Here is a 19,895-nt window from a genome sequence, read left to right on the forward strand (position 1 = left end):
AAGATATGAGTTACGAATTAGACGAAGATATTCTACAGGACTTTTTGGTCGAGGCTGGTGAGATCCTGGAACTGCTTTCGGAGCAGTTAATAGAACTGGAAAACAATCCAGACGATAAAGACCTGTTGAATGCAATTTTCCGAGGTTTCCACACCGTAAAAGGGGGTGCTGGATTCTTAGCCCTGACAGAACTTGTTGATGTTTGTCACGGCGCGGAGAACATCTTCGACATTCTGCGTAATGGTCAGCGTTCAGTAACAGCTGAGCTGATGGATACAATTCTGCAAGCTTTGGATGCCGTAAACGTCATGTTTGAAGCGGTGCAGGAAAGATCACCACTGACGCCTGCCGACCCTGCTTTGATTGAAGACCTCCACCGCCTCTGTAAACCCGAGAGCGAAGATGAAGTCGCCGCTGAAGCTGTTGCAGAAGCCCCTGCACCAGTCGTTGAGCCGGAACCTGTCCCAGAACCTGTCGCTCCTGCACCTGCTCCGGAAGCATCCGGCGGTGACAACGGATCGATTGACGAAATCACCCAGGATGAATTCGAAGCCCTGCTCGATGAATTACACGGTAAAGGCACGCCTCCGACAACTGGTGGAACGGCTCCTGCACCAGCATCTGACCCAGCACCAAGAGCAGGCGCTGCGGCTGGTGGCGACGATATAACCGACGACGAATTTGAAAAACTGCTGGATGAACTGCATGGTTCAGGCGGCAGTCCAAGTAATGCTTCTGCTCCGGCAGCAGCCCCTGCGGCACCAGCGCCTACACCAGCAGCTTCTGCTGGCGGTGATGGCGATTTGATGACCGATGATGAGTTTGAAAATCTTCTGGATCAATTGCACGGTTCAGGAAAAGGTCCTTCACCTGAAGAGCTTGAAGCAGCGACTAAGCCTGTAGAGCCAACTCCGGCTCCGGCACCAGCTGCTGCAACGAAACCTGCACCTAAGCCAGAACCAAAACCGACACCGAAGCCTGCTGAAAAACCAGCAGCGCCAGCAAAACCTGCTGCTAAAGCGCAAGCTCCTGCTGCGGCAAAAGATGCGAAGAAACCACAAGCTGATGCAACCGTTCGTGTTGATACATCGACGCTGGATGACATCATGAACATGGTGGGTGAGCTCGTACTGGTTCGTAACCGTTTAGTGAGCCTGGGTCTTAATAGCAACGACGAAGAAATGTCGAAAGCGGTTGCCAACCTCGACGTGGTGACTGCCGACCTTCAAGGCGCGGTAATGAAGACTCGAATGCAGCCAATCAAGAAAGTGTTTGGTCGATTCCCTCGAGTTGTACGTGATATCGCACGTAGCCTGAAGAAAGACATTGTGCTTGAAATGCGCGGTGAAGAAACCGATTTGGATAAGAACTTAGTAGAAGCTCTGGCGGATCCATTGATTCACTTGGTTCGTAACTCGGTTGACCACGGTATTGAAATGCCGGATGTCCGTGTTGAGAACGGAAAACCGCGTACGGGTAAAGTGATTCTTTCTGCATCTCAAGAAGGTGATCATATCGAACTGAGCATCGTTGATGATGGTGGTGGTATGAATGCCGACAAGCTAAGAAGTATCGCTGTTGAACGTGGTCTTATGGATGCTGACGCCGCTGGGCGCTTGTCTCCAAAAGAATGCTACAACCTGATCTTCATGCCTGGTTTCTCAACTAAGACTGAAATCTCTGACATCTCTGGTCGTGGTGTAGGTATGGACGTTGTGAAAACGGCGATCAATACCCTGAATGGTTCGATAGATATCGATTCTGAAATGGGTAAAGGTACTAAGATCACCATCAAAGTGCCTCTGACTCTGGCTATCCTTCCTACCCTGATGGTGGGTGTATCTGGTCAGCCGTTTGCATTGCCTCTGGCGAGCGTAAATGAGATTTTCCACTTAGATCTGAGCAAAACCAACACAGTAGATGGTCAACTTACGATCATAGTTCGAGAAAAATCCATTCCTTTGTTCTACCTTCAGCATTGGTTAGTACCAGACAGCGCTAACGGTCAGAAGAAGTCTAACCACGGTCATGTAGTGATTGTTCAGCTGGGCAGTCAGCGTGTTGGCTTCGTGGTTGACTCGTTGATTGGTCAAGAAGAAGTGGTTATCAAACCACTCGACGAATTACTACAAGGTACTCCAGGTATGGCTGGTGCAACGATTACCAGTGACGGTCATATCGCATTGATTCTAGATGTACCGAACTTATTGAAGAAATATGCCACTCGCTCGCATATTTAATTGAAGGGATAATATGGCGGTAAGAGTATTAGTAGTTGATGATTCAAGTTTTTTTCGCCGACGCGTTAGTGAAATTATCAACTCAGATCCGCGCCTTGAAGTAGTGGATATGGCTGTCAACGGCAAAGAAGCCGTTGATAAAGCCATCAAATTAAAACCTGATGTCATTACCATGGACATCGAGATGCCTGTCATGGATGGTATTACCGCTGTCCGTGAAATCATGAAGGCGCAACCGACGCCTATCTTGATGTTTTCTTCGCTTACTCATGACGGTGCTAAAGCAACGCTAGATGCACTGGATGCCGGGGCTTTGGATTTCTTACCTAAGAAATTTGAAGATATTGCACGTAACCGCGATGAAGCAGTAAACCTGCTTCAGCAGCGTGTTCAGGAAATTTCTAGGAAACGTGCATTTCTGCGTCGCCCAATTGGTGGTGCAGCGACCACAGCTCCTACGAGCACGACACGCTCAACAGCCAGACCAGCAACGACTTCGTTACAGCGACCAGCACCTGCTGCTCCCGCTCCAGAACGTGGTCGTCCGGTTGCCGCTAAGTTTCGTGCGACTGGTAAGAAATATCAACTGACTGCGATTGGCACCTCCACCGGAGGACCCGTTGCACTTCAAAAGATCCTTACCAAGCTACCTGTCAACTACCCACATCCAATTGTGCTTATACAGCACATGCCTGCCACCTTTACAGCAGCTTTCGCTGCTCGCTTAAACTCACTGTGTAAGATTCAGGTGAAAGAAGCGGAAGATGGCGATGTGTTGAAACCAGGTTGTGCTTATCTCGCACCGGGTGGTAAGCAAATGATGATTGATGGTCGTCCTGGTTCCGCTAAGCTGAGAATCATTGATGGCGGTGATCGTATGAATTACAAACCTTGTGTTGATGTGACATTCGGATCGGCAGCCAAGATTTATCAAGACAAAGTGCTCTCCATGGTTTTAACCGGTATGGGTGCAGACGGGCGCGAAGGCTCTCGTATGTTGAAAGCCGCCGGAGCAACTATTTGGGCACAAGACGAAGAAAGTTGTGTGGTATATGGAATGCCACAGGCAGTGGCAAAAGCTGGCTTATCAACCGAGGATTTGCCTCTGGACAGGATTGCGGAGCGCATGCTGGTTGAAGTTGGACTATCGTAAGGAGCCAATGTGGTAGTTTGGAGCGTTGCTAACCAAAAAGGTGGTGTAGGGAAGACCACGACAACGGTCACTCTGGCAGGACTTTTGAGCAAGCAGGGACATCGTGTCCTGCTTGTGGATACCGATCCTCATGGGTCGCTAACGACTTACTTGGGGTACGACTCGGATGAGGTTCCATCCAGTCTGTTTGACCTTTTCCAGCTTAGACAAGTCGAGAAAGACAATGTGCAAGCCCTGATATTGGGCACCGATATTGAAAACATTGATATTGTACCTGCACACATGTCTCTGGCTACGCTGGATCGTGTCATGGGTAATCGCAGCGGCATGGGGTTGATTCTGAAAAAAGCGTTGATTTCCGTTGAAGATGAGTACGATTACGTGCTTATTGATTGCCCGCCTATTCTTGGGGTAATGATGGTAAATGCGCTGGCTGCCAGCGATCGCATTTTGATACCGGTTCAGACCGAGTTCCTCGCTATGAAAGGTTTGGAGCGCATGGTTCGAACGCTGGCTATCATGCAGAAGTCTCGACCAGACCCGTTCAAAACGACTATCGTTCCAACCATGTACGATAAGCGCACCAATGCGTCATTGCAGACTCTGACTCAGTTGAAGAAAGGCTATCCGAATCAGGTCTGGCCTTCCGCTATCCCAATTGATACAAAATTTCGCGATGCGAGCTTAAAACACTTACCTGCCTCACATTTTGCGTCTGGCAGTCGTGGCGTTTTTGCCTATAAGCAGCTATTACTTTATCTCGAGAGGTTAGCTTTCGATGATTAAAGATTCAGTGCTTTCGAGTGAACAGGCTTTGGATGAATATTTTACCTCGCTTCTTGATGAAGAGGGGTTATTGTCGTCCGTAGAAGCTGAGGCTCGCGAAGCGCAAAACGCCGCCGTTGCAGAAAAAACACCTGTTTCGGAAGAAATGGTGGCAGAAGTTCCTACCGAGATTTCTACTGATAGTGTTCCGAGTGAACAAGCCGATAGCACAATGGACTCTTCTGATGCAGAAACAGAAGAACTAGCAGTTGATACTGCACGCGCTGAGGACCTTTCAGTTCAGGAGCAGGAAACTCAAGAACAAGAATTAGATGAAGCTCAGCCTGAGCAGGAAGAAGAACCGAATCTGGCTGACTACGGGTTAGATCTTCAGCCAGAAGTACAACCTGAGCCTATTCCGTCCTATACTGAAACTGTATACAACGAATTTGAAGCACCTGATTTAGAGGATGTTCAAAGGCTGCTTAGCCAGCTTGAATCAACCAACATTGCTGATGAGCCAGAAATTGAAGAGCTTATCGTTCAGAACACAGCGGAAATTGCCACGCTAAGCCCTGAAGAGACTGTTGTTGAAGAAGTTGCTGTTGAAGAAGTTGCTGTTGAAGAGCCAACAGTCGAGGTCGCTTCTGACGAGATTCAAAGCTGGGACGTCGCTGAACCTGTTGTGGAAGATATTCCAGAGGTTCAGGAAGTTCAGACCCAGGAAGAAGTGGTTCAGGAAGACGTATCTGAACCTGAGGTTGAAGTACAGGAACCTGAATCCACCGTTGATACGGAAGTGGATGTAGCACCAGAAACTCAAAGTGGCGGTGATGCAGAAGATACCTGGCACACTGTTGCTCGGAATGAAGCGTTTCAGGCACTTTATTTTGATGTAAATGGTGTGACATTTGCGGTTCCTTTGGATGAGTTAGGTGGTATTCATCGTAAGAACGAAGAGCTTAACCACCTGATTGGAAGACCAGATTGGTACCTGGGGCTGCAAACGAACCGGAGTGACCAGCTAGACGTTGTGGACACGGCTCGTTGGGTGATGTCTGAGAAATTGACAGATAACTCTCATCGAGAAAATTACGAATACATCGTTATGTTGGGTGAAAGCCATTGGGGGTTAGCCGCGAACAAACTGTTGGGGACAGAGTGGCTGGACCCAGAAAAAGTTCGCTGGCGTGAAAGCGCAGGCAAAAGACCTTGGCTCGCTGGCATGGTTAAAGAAAAAATGTGTGCTTTAATTCATGTAGAAGAATTAGTTTCCATGCTCAATGCTGGGCTGGACGTCAAAGCATTAGACAGTTAGTAGTAGAATTGTCGGTAGCGACACAAATGAGGATAAAACATGTCTCAAGCTAATGAAGTAGAAGTAAGAAAAGACCAAGTTAACGACGAGGTACTGCAGTGGGTAACGTTTCAGCTAGAAGATGAGACTTACGGTATTAACGTAATGCAGGTACGCGAAGTTCTTCGCTATACCGAAATTGCTCCAGTACCTGGTGCACCAGATTACGTACTGGGTATCATCAATCTTCGCGGTAACGTCGTCACGGTTATCGATACTCGCTCACGTTTTGGTCTGATGCAGGGTGAGATTACCGACAACACTCGTATTATCGTTATCGAATCTGAGCGTCAGGTTATCGGTATCCTGGTGGATAGCGTAGCCGAAGTGGTTTACCTGCGTTCTTCTGAAATCGACACCACTCCAAGCGTTGGTACAGATGAAAGTGCCAAGTTCATCCAGGGTGTAAGCAACCGTGATGGTAAGCTTCTAATCTTGGTTGACCTGAACAAACTTCTTTCTGACGAAGAGTGGGAAGAAATGGCTCACCTATAATGGCTGACGAGTTGTATTCTGTTTTGCCATTGGTAGCGGGCGGCTCCGTTTTAGTCGCTTCGTTGCTAGTGATCGTTTTTCTTCGAGTAAGAAAGAGCAGCCGCCAAAAAGCGGATCAGCATAGACAGCAAGTTCGTGGTTTGGAAAAAGAACTACAAAAAACGAACAAGCAATTGCTGGAAGTGCGCTCTGTGATGGTGGGACTCGGTCAGAAAGTCGCTGAACAGCAAGATCTGATTCAGCATATCAGCGAGAGAATTACCGAGTTAGAGCATACAGATAACGACGGCAGGCTTTATACTCGCGCCAGTAAAATGGTGCAGTTAGGGGCAGGCATAAACGAACTCATAGAAGAGTGTGAGCTGCCAAAAGCCGAAGCCGAGTTAATGATGTCACTGCAAAACAAAATAGCAGGCAAGGAAAAAGTGCCTCCATTGAGCGGTCGTGCTGCACCTCGCCGAAGACAAGATCAAAGACGTCCTCAAAAAAACGTAAAATGATCCAAAAGATACTTCTACATAACGAAAGGGAGCCCGGCGGCTCCTTTTTTGTTTTTCGGCGCTCGTCATCGTCCAAGAGTTCGGGTATCCGCAATTTAAAACAAGTTATTTGATCAAGTGAACAGATTTAATGTTTTGTGATGATTCATTAACAGATTTTTACCCAGTTTCGTGAAACTCAGGACAGTGTTCCCCTTTAGAGTGGTGGGCATTGTGCTAAGATATACCCTCAATAAAATCAAGACTTTTACCATGTTAGACGTATCCAACCTTACTGCTGTTCGTGATGAAAGAGTGTTGTTCGAGTCTCTTTCCTTTCAAGTAAACCCTGGAGATCTACTCCAAATTGAAGGTCGAAATGGAACTGGAAAAACCACGTTATTGAGAATTGTCGCAGGGCTTGGAGACTCAGAGAGTGGCGAAATTCAGTGGAAAGGAGAGAGCATTTTCTCTTCAAGGGAAGAATACCATTCAGACCTGCTGTTTCTCGGACACCAAACAGGCGTAAAAAAAGAGCTGAGTGCATACGAAAATCTTGCTTACTACATGCAAGTTCATCAAGGAAAGAGTGACGAAGACACATTATGGAAAGCACTTGCTCAGGTTGGTTTAGCAGGAAGAGAGGATATCTCTGCTGGCAAGCTTTCTGCGGGTCAGCAGCGCCGGGTTGCATTGGCGCGTTTATGGTTAAGTGAGCACCCACTCTGGATTCTTGATGAGCCTTTAACTGCGATAGATAAACAAGGCGTCAAAGTATTGGAATCTCTATTCGCAGGGCATGCTGAGAAAGGTGGAATGGTTTTGCTGACCACGCACCAAGACATGTTTACCGACAACTCTCTACTAAGAAAAATCAAGTTGGGTGATTAATATGATAAGCGCCATGGTAGCCATCGTCCGTCGGGAATTATTAATCGCATTTCGCCGACAGGCCGATATCTTAAACCCGCTCTGGTTCTTTATTATTGTGGTTACACTCTTTCCGTTGAGTATCGGTCCTGAGCCCAATTTGCTTGCCAGAATTTCGTCAGGAATCGTTTGGGTAGCCGCTTTACTTTCCGCACTGCTTTCTCTTGAAAGGCTGTTTCGTGACGACTTCCAGGATGGCGCACTTGAGCAAATGATGCTGATGCCCATCCCTTTACCTTTAGCCGTTATGGCGAAAGTGATTGCTCACTGGCTACTTACTGGTGTGCCTCTGATTCTTATTAGTCCGCTTTTGGCTATTTTGCTGTCTTTAGACTTTAATACTTGGAGTGCCGTTGTTTTAACGTTACTCATCGGCACGCCTACGTTGAGCTTTGTCGGGGCAATTGGCGTCGCACTAACTGTCGGGTTGCAAAAAGGCGGGGTACTTCTGAGCCTCCTTGTGTTACCGCTCTATATTCCGATCTTAATCTTTGCAACATCAGCAATTGACGCAGCGGGCTTAGGCGTTGCGTATAACGGACAACTGGCAATTCTTGGTGCAATGCTTGCGGGAGCGGCAACATTAACACCATTTGCGATAAGTGCATCACTGCGCATAAGTGTCAATTGATATTGAACAAGTTTTTTTAGTTAACATTCCGTTAAAGTGATAGGAATGTGCTACAGGTTTAAAGATGACAGTCTCTAAACCTCGCAATTTCAAAATTAATATTACAACTTCCGTGGACCGCTAGAGTCTTAAATAAGGAAGCCCTAGAAGTAAGAGTGAGACCTTAACCATGTGGAAATGGCTACATCCCTATGCCAAGCCCGAGAACGCCTATAGGCTGAGCGACAAGCTCTTGCCATGGTTTTCTATTCTTGCGGCTGTGTTTCTCGTCACCGGTACCATTTGGGGGCTGGCTTACGCGCCTTCCGACTATCAGCAGGGTGACAGTTTTCGAATCATCTACATCCATGTCCCTTCGGCTATCTGGTCGATGGGGGTTTACATGTCGATGGCGATTGCCGCCTTTATAGGTTTGGTTTGGCAGTTAAAGCTGTCAGATATGGCAGCCGCTGCCATGGCACCAATTGGTGCGGTATACACCTTTATTGCCCTTGTAACAGGCGCTGTATGGGGTAAACCAATGTGGGGCACGTGGTGGGTTTGGGATGCTCGTTTAACTTCTGAATTGATCCTGTTGTTCCTATATCTTGGCGTGATCGCGCTGTATCACGCGTTTGACGATCAGAAAACTGGGGCTAAAGCAGCAGGGATACTGGCAATAGTCGGCGTAATCAACCTTCCTATCATTCATTTCTCCGTTGAATGGTGGAATACCCTTCACCAAGGGGCAACCATTACCAAATTTGCCAAGCCTTCTATCTCTAACGACATGCTTTGGCCGCTACTGCTGAATATTCTTGGTTTCGCTTTCTTTTTTGGAGCACTGACTCTGATCCGATTCAAGAATGAAATCATAAGCAAAGAGAGCCACCGTCCTTGGGTTCAAGCGTTGGCATCATCTCCACTTGGCGTTAAGAGGTAGCCCATGCATTTCGATTCTTTCAGTGATTTTCTTGCTATGGGCGGCTACGCCTCATATGTATGGGGTGCTTTTGGCATCACTTTTCTCTCCATGCTGATCCTGCTTTTTGCTAGCATCAAACGCAGTAAAGATTTACTGGGTGAAGTAAACGCGAAAATTGATCGTCAGGCTCGTATTGACGCAGCTAAAAACATGGAGAACACATTATGAACCCAAGACGTAAAAAAAGACTCGGGCTGATTCTCGCACTGTTTTTTGGCTTGAGCGCAACCATAGGTTTAATGCTTTACGCACTGAATCAGAATATGGACCTGTTTTATACCCCCACAGAGCTAGTCCATGGTAAGCCTGACGGAACCAAACCAGAAGTCGGTCAGCGTCTGCGTATCGGCGGAATGGTTGTGGAAGGTTCTGTAGTCCGTAATTCTAAATCCCTGCAAGTACAGTTCGACCTTGCCGATGTCGGTCCTAAGGTAACGATTCTGTATGACGGCATATTGCCGGATCTCTTCCGCGAAGGTCAGGGTATTGTGGCGCAAGGCGTATTGAGAGATGCAACGACCATTGAGGCGTTTGAAGTACTTGCCAAGCACGATGAAGAATACATGCCACCAGAAATAGCAGAGGCAATGGAAAAAGTGCATGAGCCTCTTACCTATACTGACGAGCAGAAAGCGGAGAGCACACAATGATTGCAGAACTCGGGCACTTTGCCCTGATTGTGTCGCTCGGCTTTGCGGTATTGTTGAGTATCCTGCCATTAGTTGGTGCTTCTAAAAACAACATCACATTGATGAATACGGCGAGACCGCTGTCATGGGGGATGTTCCTTCTGTTAATGGCGTCGTTTTTGGTGCTGTTGTGGGCGTTTTACACAAATGACTTCACCCTGACTTATGTCGCGACAAACTCAAACAGCCAGTTACCTTGGTATTATCGTTTAACGGCGGTTTGGGGTGCTCACGAGGGGTCTTTACTACTTTGGGTACTGATTCAGGCAGCCTGGACAGTCGCTGTCGCCACGTTTAGCCGAGGTATGCCCCAAGAGTCTGTTGCCCGTGTTTTAGCGGTAATGGGGATGATTACAGTAGGTTTCCTGCTGTTTATTATCGTCACTTCCAATCCTTTCTTGCGTACTCTGCCATTTTTCCCGGTAGACGGTCGAGATTTGAACCCGTTACTTCAGGATCCGGGACTGATTATTCACCCTCCTATGTTGTACATGGGTTACGTCGGGTTCTCTGTCGCGTTTTCTTTTGCTATCGCTTCTCTGATGACCGGGCGTTTAGATACCGCGTGGGCACGCTGGTCCAGACCATGGACTACCGCCGCCTGGCTGTTTCTGACTCTGGGTATTGCTCTCGGTTCATGGTGGGCGTATTACGAACTAGGCTGGGGAGGCTGGTGGTTCTGGGACCCAGTTGAAAATGCGTCCTTTATGCCATGGTTAGCGGGCACAGCGTTGATGCACTCTCTTGCGGTAACGGAGAAACGCGGTACCTTTAAAGCGTGGACTGTGCTACTGGCAATCTCGGCTTTCTCATTGAGTTTGCTTGGAACATTCCTTGTGCGCTCGGGAATTTTGGTGTCGGTTCACGCATTTGCTTCCGATCCGTCTCGCGGCATGTTCATTCTAGGCTTCCTGGTGTTTATCATCGGCGGTTCACTGCTTTTGTTTGCTCTAAAAGGCTCCACGGTTCGGGTTCGCGGCAACTTTGAACTCTTTTCTCGTGAAAACGCCTTGCTTGCAAACAACATCATTTTGGTGGCGGCACTGGTTGTGGTTTTGGTAGGTACATTACTTCCACTGGTTCACAAGCAACTTGGATTAGGCTCTGTATCTATCGGTGCGCCCTTCTTCAACATGTTATTTACTTGGCTAATGGTGCCTTTCGCCTTCCTGCTTGGTATTGGTCCTTTGATTCGCTGGAAGCGCGATGACCTCACCAGCTTAGTTAAACCCATGATTGTTTCTGGTGTTCTGTCTGTTGTATTGGGAGCGGGTTTCGTTTTCCTACTGGCGGATAAATTCGAAGCTTTAGCGTTTCTTGGCTGGGTGATGGCAATCTGGATTATCGCTATGCATGGCTTCGAGCTTCATCAACGAGCGACACATCGCCACGAATTCAAAGTAGGTGTTACCAAGCTGCAAAGAAGCCACTGGGCGATGATGCTGGGTCACATTGGTATGGCAATCACGGTGATTGGTATCGCGATGGTGCAGAACTACAGCATTGAACGTGATGTGAGGCTGGCACCGGGTGAGAACTTCCAGATCCAGGGTTACAACTTCTACTTCCAGGGGCTACGTGACAAAGATGGTCCAAACTACGACGGCTACATTGCCGATTTCGAAATCACCAAAGACGGCAAGTTTGTAAACGTGCTTCACGCTGAAAAACGCTTCTACCGCACAGCTAAATCTATGATGACGGAAGCAGCGATAGATCGTGGCGTAACTCGTGATCTGTATATTGCCATGGGTGAACGACTCGATGACGGCGAAGCGTGGGCCGTGAGAATTTACTACAAACCGTTTGTTCGCTGGATTTGGTTGGGCAGTCTGTTTATGGCAATTGGCGGTGTGGTTGCCATTAGCGATAAGCGATACCGTTTCAGAAAATCTTCTAAATCTGCCGCTGCATTGAAAGAAAAGGAGGCATAAATGAACCGAAATATTTTATTTGCCCCGTTAGCTTTCTTTCTAATTTTGGTGGCAGTTTTTGCAACTCAATTAAGTCGCAATGCAGATGGAGACGACCCTACAAAGCTGGAATCTGTGCTCATTGGTCAGCCCGTCCCTAACTTCAAACTCGAAGATCTGGCGGAACCCGGCAAGCTTTATGAGCAGGATATCTTTGTTGGTGAACCTTTGCTTATCAATGTTTGGGCGACTTGGTGCCCGACCTGCTATGCGGAGCATAAATACCTGAATGAGCTGGCTTCTAAAGATGTCAAAATTATCGGTCTGAACTACAAAGACAACCGAGACAAAGCGGTGCAGTGGCTGAATGAACTCGGGAATCCGTACCTGATTAGCCTGTTTGATGGAAATGGAATGCTCGGATTGGATCTGGGTGTTTATGGTGCTCCGGAAACCTTTATCGTCGACGCTAAAGGTGTCATTCAGTACCGCCATGTCGGAGATGTGAACGAGAAAAACTGGGCAGAAACGTTAGAGCCGATTTATCAGAGACTGATAGAGGAGGCGGCAAAATGATCAGCAAACTGCGTGGATTTTTACTCGGCTTGGCAATCTTAACTGTGCCTGCGCTCGCTAGTATTGAGATTTATGAGTTTGACACGGTTGAGCAGGAACAACTGTTTAAAGAGCTTGGTCACACCCTGCGCTGCCCGAAATGTCAGAACAACTCTATCGGCGATTCCAACGCCGTTCTTGCTCAGGACTTGCGCCAAAAAGTGTATGAAATGCTGAAAGAGGGTAAGTCTGAACAGGAAATCATAGACTACATGATCGCACGCTACGGTAACTTCGTGACTTACAACCCCCCAATTACAGCGGCAACTTCTATTCTTTGGCTCGGTCCCGTTGCGGTACTGGTAATTGGCTTTGGTTTGATTGTCGTGCGTAGCCGGGGCAAACAGAAAGTCGTTGAAAAAGTGACTGACGAAAAATGGGATGCAGAGAAAGAAGCGCAATTACAGGCTCTACTTAAAGAAGACGATAACAATGGGGACGCGAAAAAATGACATTTTTTTGGATAGCTACAGCAGCAATCATCGCTATCTCCAGTGTATTAATTGCATTTCCTTTAATTCAGAAGCGTGCCGTTAATGATGATGCTCGCCGTGACGAACTCAATAAAGCGTTTTACCGAGATCGCTTGAATGAACTTGAAGAAGAAGCCAAAGAAGGGTTGGTTGAAAACCAGCAAGACCTTATTGCTGACCTGAAACAAACCTTGCTGGATGATGTGCCAAAAGCCAAAAAGGACGAAGCGACAACCAAGATTTCGACAGCAATGGTTGCGATCCCGTCGGTTCTGTTTGTGGCGGCACTGTCATATGGCATGTACTTCCAATTCGGTGGTTCACAGAAAGTTGTGGATTGGCATCAGGCAGAAGGTAACCTTCCTGCGCTGACGAAAAAGTTGATGTCTCCACAAGGTCAGGCACTGACTGATGACGAAATGAAAGATCTGACTCTGGCGCTGCGTACACGTCTTCATCATCAGCCAGAAGATTCAACGGGTTGGATGTTACTCGGGCGAATTGCCCTAGCAAACCGTGATGTTACCACCGCTATTGGTTCAATGAAGAAAGCGTATCGACTAGAGCCAAAAGACACGGATATTCAGCTTGGCTATGCGCAGGCATTAATGCTGTCTTCAGATGAGGTAGACCAAAATCAGGCGAGGTCGCTGCTCCATAGATTGGTTCAGCAGGATATGGTTGACCTTCGCGTATTCTCGCTTTTGGCTTTTGATGCGTTTGAGCGTACCGATTATGCTGCTGCAATCCGTTACTGGGGAGCGATGCAGAAAATGATTGGACCGTCTGATAACCGCTATGAAATGCTGGAAAGGAGTATTCAGAGCGCGAAGAAGAAAATGGGTGATACAGGAGCTGCCCCAGGGCAATCTGTTCAGGTGAATGTTTCCTTAGGAGAAGGCATAAACCCTGATCCAAACTCTGTATTGATCGTATCTGTACACAGAGCGGACGGCAGCCCGATGCCCGTGGCAGCGGCGCGTTATCCGCTCGGAACATTCCCTCGCACGGTTGTACTCGATGATGGCAACAGCATGCTCCAAGATATCAAGCTTTCTTCTTTGGATGAGCTGGTGGTGAAAGCAAGGCTTGATACTGATGGCAATGTTGCAACGCGTGACGGTGATTGGCACGGTGAAAGCGATGTTGCTAATTTAGGGGATAGTGTTGCGTTAATCATAGATAAACGTTATTAATGTATTGTCTTACGTTAGGTCGACAGAACCTATGGATCGCTATCAATTCATATTGCTGATTATTATGAAATCATTAGAATAAAGCGAGTTGATAGGAAGACCGGCTACCAGCCGGTCTTTGTTTTTTTGGTAAAGGACTATGTTGTTAAATAGAATTGGTTCCTGGCTCTTGCTCGCGATGTTGGCTTTTGCCGTTGGCTGTTCCTCTGTGCCGGAAGGGGAAAATGCCGAAGCTGACGTATCTCATCCAAACGACCCGTTTGAAAGCTTTAACCGAGCGATGTTTGATATCAACTACGATTATCTTGATCCTTACATTGTTCGCCCAATTTCGGTGGCTTATGTTGAAACAGTGCCAACGCCGATACGTGGTGGTATAGCCAACTTTCTCGCTAACCTTGATGAACCAGCAAGTATGATCAACAACCTGCTGATGGGAGAGGGTGAACTGGCTCTGACTCATTTCAACCGTTTCTGGATTAACTCCACGGTTGGTCTGTTGGGCTTTATTGATGTGGCGACCGCTGCTGGGATCACCAAATACGACGAGCGGGCATTTGGTGACATGCTTGGTTATCACGGGGTAGGCAATGGTCCGTATTTTATGGTGCCAGGTTATGGTCCCATCACGTTGCGAAAAACGACCGATACCGTCGATGGCATGTACGTACCCCTATCTCTCCTGAATTTCTGGGCTGGGCTTGGAAAGTGGGCACTTGAAGGTATGGAAAAACGTTACCTGCTGATACCACAGGAAGGAACACTGGAATCTTCACCTGATCCGTATGCGCTGTCACGAGATGTTTATCTTCAGAGAAGAGACTTTAAAGCGGGCATAACCGAAACCTTCGAAGAAGATGAAGAAGACTTCTTAGACGAATATCTTGATGAAGAATTCGAGTAGTTTGCAGAAAGCAATTTCAATTAAAGAGAGCCTAACGAAATTTCGTTAGGCTTTTTTGTTTCTCAAACGTCTTACATTGAGCGACGGGATCAACAAGCCTTCGATTTATCTCTCTATACTTAGGGTCGACCTAAGTAAAACTAAAAATAGAATAGGAAGCACATGTCAGACGCCAGCAATGTAGAAACGGATAAGACCGCAATCCCAGATAATCAGGCGGTCGAGAACCAGGCACGCGAAAGTGGCTGGCACACCATTAGAAAGATTTCCCCTTATCTCTGGCCAGAAGACAAGCCATGGGTAAAACAACGTGCGGTGATTGCTATGGTTGCTTTGGGCATTTCTAAGCTTGTCGCTGTCTTTGCCCCTTTTCTGTACAAAGCGGTTGTTGACCTTTTAGCGGGTGAAAGCAATGAACAAGAGTGGCTATTTGCGCTTGGTGCGATTGGGCTGGTTGTCGCTTATGGTATGAACCAAGTCTTCAAGGTTGGATTCGAAGAATTGCGAAATGTCGTGTTTGCCAAAGTGGGTCAGCGTGCTCTTCGCTCGGTGGCTTTAGAAACCATTTCTCACATCCACAAACTTTCATTGCGATATCACGTAACCAGAAAGACGGGCGCGCTGAGCCGAGTAATGGAAAGAGGAGTGAAAGGCATCGACTTTCTGCTCCGGTTTATTTTGTTCAGTATCGGTCCTTTGCTTCTGGAACTGATACTCATCTCAATCATTTTGTTGTTTGCTTTTGATTTCTGGTACTTACTGGTGGTCAGTGTGACGGTGACGACTTACATCGTATTCACCGCAAAAGTGACCGAATGGCGCGTGCGTATCCGAAAAGAGATGAATGAAAAAGACAAAGACGCTAACCAAAAAGCCATTGATAGCCTGTTGAACTTTGAGACGGTTAAGTATTTTGGCGCAGAAAAGCGCGAGACCAAACGTTATGACGATTCTATGGAAGGGTTTGAAGCCGCTTCTCTGAAAACTGTCAATTCACTCGCCTTATTGAATTTAGGGCAAGCGCTGCTGATAAATGGTGGTATGGTTCTGGCACTGCTGCTGGCTGTGAGAGATGTGAGCAGTGGTGCATTGACGGTGGGTGGGTTTGTCATGGTCAATGCCTACATGATGCAAGTGATGATGCCCCTGAACTTTCTCGGCTATGTGTATCGGGAGATTCGTCAGTCACTGATTGATATGGGCGAGATGTTTGACTTACTCAGACAAGTTCCTGATGTAAAAGATAAAGCAAACGCACCGGACCTAGATGTTAAACAAGGAGAGGTGGTGTTTGATCAGATTGATTTTCACTATGATCCTCAAAGACAAATCCTGAATAACATCTCACTTAATATTGAGGCGGGGCAGACGGTTGCGATTGTAGGCTCATCTGGTTCTGGTAAATCTACTTTAGGTCGATTGCTGTTTCGTTTTTATGACGTAACCAGCGGAGCGATACGGATAGACGGTCAGGACTTGCGTGATGTTACTCAGGATAGCTTGCACAATGCGATTGGCGTGGTGCCTCAGGATACAGTGCTGTTCAATGACTCTATCTATTACAACATCGCCTATGGTCGACCAGATGCCACTTACGAAGAAGTCGTACAAGCCGCTAAAGCTGCGAAGATACACACTTTTGTAGAACAGTTACCCGATGGATACCAGACTCAGGTTGGTGAAAGAGGTTTGAAACTGTCAGGAGGAGAAAAGCAACGTGTTGGAATCGCCCGAACATTGCTAAAGAACCCGCCTATCTTGTTGCTTGATGAAGCGACATCTGCTCTGGACACAGAAACAGAGCGTGAGATTCAGGAGAGCCTCAAACAAATGGGAAAAGGAAGAACGGTATTGACCATCGCCCACAGGCTTTCAACGATTGTAGATTCAGACGTGATAGTGGTGTTTTCTCAAGGTCAGATTATCGAGCGTGGTTCTCACGAAGCCTTACTCAAAAAAGGCGGCCAATATGCTCAAATGTGGCAAAGCCAGTTAAGAGAATAAAAACAAAAAAGACCGGCGAGTGCCGGTCTGATTTTCTTTCTAAGAAAAGTTAAAAAGTACGGCTGTACTGAACACCTAGCAATATTGCATCTGCACGTGTAGTACCTTCAATACTACTAACTTTTTTCTTCTCTTTAACTTCTACGTCTTGACCAAGTAGGTAAGTCGCACCAAAGTCTACGTTTGATTGTGCATCAATAGAATAAGTAAACCCGGCAGAGAACCAGTTACGGTTTGAATCTGGTACTGAAATTGAGGTTAGCTCGTTTTGTGCGCTCGTATCATGCATGTAACCAGCGCGAAGAGTCCAATCTTGGTTTAGGAAATATGTGGCGCCTAATGAATAGTGCATACCATTTTGCCACTTGTATTCATTCAGGACTCCAGCCTCCTCTGCTTCAAGCTTCTCGAAAGCAGTCCAGCCGATCCATTGAACGCTGTAGTGTACTGCGAAGTCAGTGCCATCTAAGCGATGGTAACCAGAGAACTCAGCCATATCAGGTAAAGGCATCAGCAAAGTGTCGTCTTTGGATACACCTGCCGTTGTAGTCACGTCGCCTTTGGCTTTAAGTGTTGGGCTGTTTCGGTAAGAAAGACCAAATCGATTGTTTTCATCTAACTCATAAACAGCACCAAGGTTAAAGCCAAGTGCCCAACCAGAAGCATCAACATCCAAAGCCGTAACACCAGAAAGATCTGTTGTTGGAGGAGTTGTGCCAGTAGGTACATGAGTCAGCTTACTACTAAGCTTACGCTGCATTTTTCCTGAACCGTATATCAAGTCTAAACCAGCACCTAGGCTAACTTGTTCGTTCAGGCGATATGAAGCTGATAACCCTATATTCATACTTTTAACGTCAGTCAGACCACCATATTCTGAACCAACGAAGGTATCGTCAAATTCAGTTTTCGTTCCAAAGTTAGAATATACGTTCGCACCAATCGCGAACTTGTTATTTAGCGGAACAATAAGGTGCAGGTTTGGAACAATAGATGTGTCACCAGCGTTATCGAAATTCGAATCAACTGTTGACATGTATCCGGCTGTTGGACCCGCTAGAGCATTCGCGTAAGTATATTTCGCATCTTTTACCTCAATCATAGAAGTAATAGTTGTAACACCCAGTGAAAGCGAAGTTTCATCGAATAGAGCCATAGCAGCGGGGTTACGCGCCATTACTGAAGCGTTATCTGCGATTACTGCATCACCTGCAAAAGCACGGCCAAGACCAGTCGCAGATTGAGCATTAAGCTGGAAACCAGCCGCGATAGCTTGTTGAGAGGCGAGAGCAATAGTGGTAGCGATAACCGTTTTTTTAAACAGACGCGAGTTTTTCATAGGATTTACCTTATTATTTTTCTTCCAAGTCAGTTGCTTGGAACTGTACATACCTACCTTTTATAGGGGTAGGTAACCCTGCTTTTAGTTGAGCTTTTACTCAATGGCGGAGATATTAATTCTGAGAACCATTAAATGAAATCCGACCATTGTTTAAAGCGTAGATAACATTCAGGAAATGAGGAAAAAAGCACAGTAAATTGTTGTGAAGTGTGTCAATTACCAGTGGTAAAGATGGTAAGAATAATTGGCGGGATTCAGAAGATAAAAAAATGCCCCATCGAAGTGATGAGGCATTGTTATAGTGCTTAGCTAGCAGGATGAATTATAGGTTTCAGCGTTTCCGCGATTTTCTCTACATCTTCATCCATGCTACCTACGATTACCATACTGGCATCCATTAAAGGCATCACGATGCCTGACATGCCGTCTTTCACAAATTTCTCAGACTTAGGTGCCGGAATATTGGTAACAAAAAGTGTCACCCGACCATGTTCACCTTCAAACACCATATGCATGGCGTTAGATTTGCCAAACCCACAGTGGTTTAAGTAATAAACGTGATAAGGGAAGTTTTGCGAGAAGTGGTACGCAAATGGCTTCATTTTCACGTTAATCTGAGTTGAAGACACGTTTTCATCAATAGGATTAATAAATGGCTTTTCAGCTGTTACATGCGCCAAAGCAGTATTTGCTAACGTCGCGTATGCTGGTGTAACAACCAATCCGCCCCAGTTTACTTGTCCTACTAACAGTCCAAAAGCAAAGGCTACAGATGCTGCCATCGCAAGCGCTTTCTTAGCAAACTTTGGCTGCTCGGTTTCGGCACTTTGGTTAAACAAAATACGATCTGCCAAGCCATCTGGTACATCTACCTTCATCGCTTTTTCTATCTGTGCATCCAGGCTTAAAATGTCATCGACAAATTTACCGTTGGCACTGTTTTCAGAAATCGCCATTTCGATTTCGTCGTCCCTGTCTTTTGGATCTGACATAATGCGACGGCGAAATTCTAAATCATCCATTATGCACCCCCATATCCGATTGAGAATCTTCAAGCATCTCTTTGAGCTGGTTTCTGGCTCTGAACAATCGAGTCATTACTGTGTTTTTATTTAATTCCAGTATCTGCCCGATCTCTTCGCCACTAAACCCTCCAACAACTTGGAGAAACAGCGGTTCGCGATACTCGATCTCTAATTTCATAATCTGATTTTGAAGCCACTGTTGTTGGTGATGCGGGTCATCACTGACTTTTGCATCATTCCCGTGGTCATCAATATCCACCAATTCTAACTGTTTTCTCTCGAAACGACGTGCATTTTCACGGCGCAGAATCGTAATGAGCCAAGATTTCGCTGCTTTCTCATCCTGAAGACTATCAATTGCTCTCCAGGCTCTTAAACAGGTTTCCTGAACCAAATCTTCTGCGACATGGCTGTCCTTACACAACCAGTACGCATAGCGATACAGGTCGGTATGATAAGCGCGCACGAGCGCTTCGTATCTTTTTTGCTTGTCCATATCAGAATTGACCGGACGCTTCTCTTTTTTCTTTCCAAAAAAATCGATTATCGACACCTGAGCCTCCGTTTGCTCTGGTTGTGTCTATGGAAGGTCAACACTTCTTAATTCTAACCTGCTGAAAGCAAGCGAACTTTTTGTTAAGAAGATTTTGGAGTGTCTATAAGACATTGTTCAAAAAAGTTGCGAATGGCTTCTGTGAACAAAAATCCTCTTGGCAGCAT

General features: G+C 46.5%; 20 protein-coding genes. 17 read left to right on the top strand and 3 right to left on the bottom strand.

Annotated elements, in window-relative coordinates:
• The first annotated feature begins 5 nt into the window (after window positions 1-5).
• From INR79_RS05000 to INR79_RS05080, 17 genes are all read left to right on the top strand, one after another.
• A complete protein-coding gene (locus tag INR79_RS05000) occupies window positions 6-2,240 on the top strand; it encodes a chemotaxis protein CheA (RefSeq protein ID WP_223096228.1) in 2,235 nt (744 codons plus the stop codon).
• 13 nt (window positions 2,241-2,253) lie between these two features.
• Complete coding sequence (locus INR79_RS05005) at window positions 2,254-3,393, top strand: chemotaxis response regulator protein-glutamate methylesterase (protein ID WP_004407891.1); 1,140 nt, start codon at window positions 2,254-2,256, stop codon at window positions 3,391-3,393.
• 9 nt (window positions 3,394-3,402) lie between these two features.
• On the top strand, window positions 3,403-4,179 hold the full coding sequence (locus INR79_RS05010; protein WP_004407893.1) for a ParA family protein: 777 nt from the start codon (window positions 3,403-3,405) through the stop codon (window positions 4,177-4,179).
• Window positions 4,172-5,476: a chemotaxis protein CheW gene (locus tag INR79_RS05015; RefSeq protein WP_410482893.1), complete on the top strand. Its 1,305-nt coding sequence runs from the start codon at window positions 4,172-4,174 to the stop codon at window positions 5,474-5,476. The genes INR79_RS05010 and INR79_RS05015 overlap by 8 nt, the downstream gene beginning before the upstream one ends.
• Window positions 5,477-5,515: 39 nt before the next feature.
• Window positions 5,516-6,010, top strand: coding sequence for a chemotaxis protein CheW (locus INR79_RS05020; protein WP_004407897.1), 495 nt, complete (start codon window positions 5,516-5,518; stop codon window positions 6,008-6,010).
• A complete protein-coding gene (locus tag INR79_RS05025; protein ID WP_004407899.1) occupies window positions 6,010-6,510 on the top strand; it encodes a DUF2802 domain-containing protein in 501 nt (166 codons plus the stop codon). The genes INR79_RS05020 and INR79_RS05025 overlap by 1 nt, the downstream gene beginning before the upstream one ends.
• Before the next feature lie 252 nt (window positions 6,511-6,762).
• A complete protein-coding gene (gene ccmA / locus INR79_RS05030; protein ID WP_200765893.1) occupies window positions 6,763-7,380 on the top strand; it encodes a cytochrome c biogenesis heme-transporting ATPase CcmA in 618 nt (205 codons plus the stop codon).
• Window position 7,381: 1 nt separating this feature from the next.
• Complete coding sequence (gene ccmB / locus INR79_RS05035; protein WP_004407903.1) at window positions 7,382-8,050, top strand: heme exporter protein CcmB; 669 nt, start codon at window positions 7,382-7,384, stop codon at window positions 8,048-8,050.
• A gap of 169 nt (window positions 8,051-8,219) precedes the next feature.
• Window positions 8,220-8,972, top strand: a complete 753-nt coding sequence (locus INR79_RS05040) for a heme ABC transporter permease (RefSeq protein ID WP_004407905.1) — start codon at window positions 8,220-8,222, stop codon at window positions 8,970-8,972.
• Window positions 8,973-8,975: 3 nt separating this feature from the next.
• Window positions 8,976-9,182 carry a heme exporter protein CcmD gene (ccmD, locus tag INR79_RS05045; protein ID WP_004407907.1) on the top strand — a complete coding sequence of 69 codons (207 nt, stop codon included), beginning with the start codon at window positions 8,976-8,978 and terminating at the stop codon, window positions 9,180-9,182.
• The gene (ccmE, locus tag INR79_RS05050; RefSeq protein ID WP_004407909.1) at window positions 9,179-9,664 is read left to right on the top strand and encodes a cytochrome c maturation protein CcmE; all 486 of its coding nucleotides are present in this window, start codon (window positions 9,179-9,181) and stop codon (window positions 9,662-9,664) included. The genes ccmD and ccmE overlap by 4 nt, the downstream gene beginning before the upstream one ends.
• Window positions 9,661-11,637, top strand: coding sequence for a heme lyase CcmF/NrfE family subunit (locus INR79_RS05055; RefSeq protein ID WP_223096230.1), 1,977 nt, complete (start codon window positions 9,661-9,663; stop codon window positions 11,635-11,637). Before ccmE ends, INR79_RS05055 begins: the two co-directional genes overlap by 4 nt.
• The gene (locus tag INR79_RS05060) at window positions 11,638-12,192 is read left to right on the top strand and encodes a DsbE family thiol:disulfide interchange protein (protein ID WP_022549984.1); all 555 of its coding nucleotides are present in this window, start codon (window positions 11,638-11,640) and stop codon (window positions 12,190-12,192) included.
• Window positions 12,189-12,683 (top strand): cytochrome c-type biogenesis protein, encoded by a 495-nt coding sequence (locus tag INR79_RS05065; protein ID WP_223096232.1) that lies wholly within the window; start codon window positions 12,189-12,191, stop codon window positions 12,681-12,683. The genes INR79_RS05060 and INR79_RS05065 overlap by 4 nt, the downstream gene beginning before the upstream one ends.
• Window positions 12,680-13,900 carry a c-type cytochrome biogenesis protein CcmI gene (ccmI, locus tag INR79_RS05070; protein ID WP_022603592.1) on the top strand — a complete coding sequence of 407 codons (1,221 nt, stop codon included), beginning with the start codon at window positions 12,680-12,682 and terminating at the stop codon, window positions 13,898-13,900. The genes INR79_RS05065 and ccmI overlap by 4 nt, the downstream gene beginning before the upstream one ends.
• Before the next feature lie 139 nt (window positions 13,901-14,039).
• On the top strand, window positions 14,040-14,804 hold the full coding sequence (locus INR79_RS05075) for a VacJ family lipoprotein (RefSeq protein WP_004407919.1): 765 nt from the start codon (window positions 14,040-14,042) through the stop codon (window positions 14,802-14,804).
• Window positions 14,805-14,966: 162 nt separating this feature from the next.
• Window positions 14,967-16,808, top strand: coding sequence for an ABCB family ABC transporter ATP-binding protein/permease (locus tag INR79_RS05080; protein WP_262415381.1), 1,842 nt, complete (start codon window positions 14,967-14,969; stop codon window positions 16,806-16,808).
• Window positions 16,809-16,857: 49 nt separating this feature from the next.
• Here INR79_RS05080 and INR79_RS05085 read toward each other — a convergent pair whose 3' ends face one another.
• The 3 genes from INR79_RS05085 to INR79_RS05095 form a co-directional block, all read right to left on the bottom strand.
• A complete protein-coding gene (locus INR79_RS05085; RefSeq protein WP_223096234.1) occupies window positions 16,858-18,147 on the bottom strand; it encodes an outer membrane protein transport protein in 1,290 nt (429 codons plus the stop codon).
• Window positions 18,148-18,455: 308 nt separating this feature from the next.
• Window positions 18,456-19,172 (bottom strand): DUF3379 domain-containing protein, encoded by a 717-nt coding sequence (locus INR79_RS05090; RefSeq protein WP_004407925.1) that lies wholly within the window; start codon window positions 19,170-19,172, stop codon window positions 18,456-18,458.
• A complete protein-coding gene (locus INR79_RS05095) occupies window positions 19,165-19,671 on the bottom strand; it encodes a sigma-70 family RNA polymerase sigma factor (RefSeq protein ID WP_230690586.1) in 507 nt (168 codons plus the stop codon). Before INR79_RS05095 ends, INR79_RS05090 begins: the two co-directional genes overlap by 8 nt.
• Between the last annotated feature and the right edge of the window lie 224 nt (window positions 19,672-19,895).

It is taken from the genome of Vibrio sp. SCSIO 43132 (assembly GCF_019904195.1).
Classification (GTDB): Bacteria; Pseudomonadota; Gammaproteobacteria; order Enterobacterales; family Vibrionaceae; genus Vibrio; species Vibrio nigripulchritudo.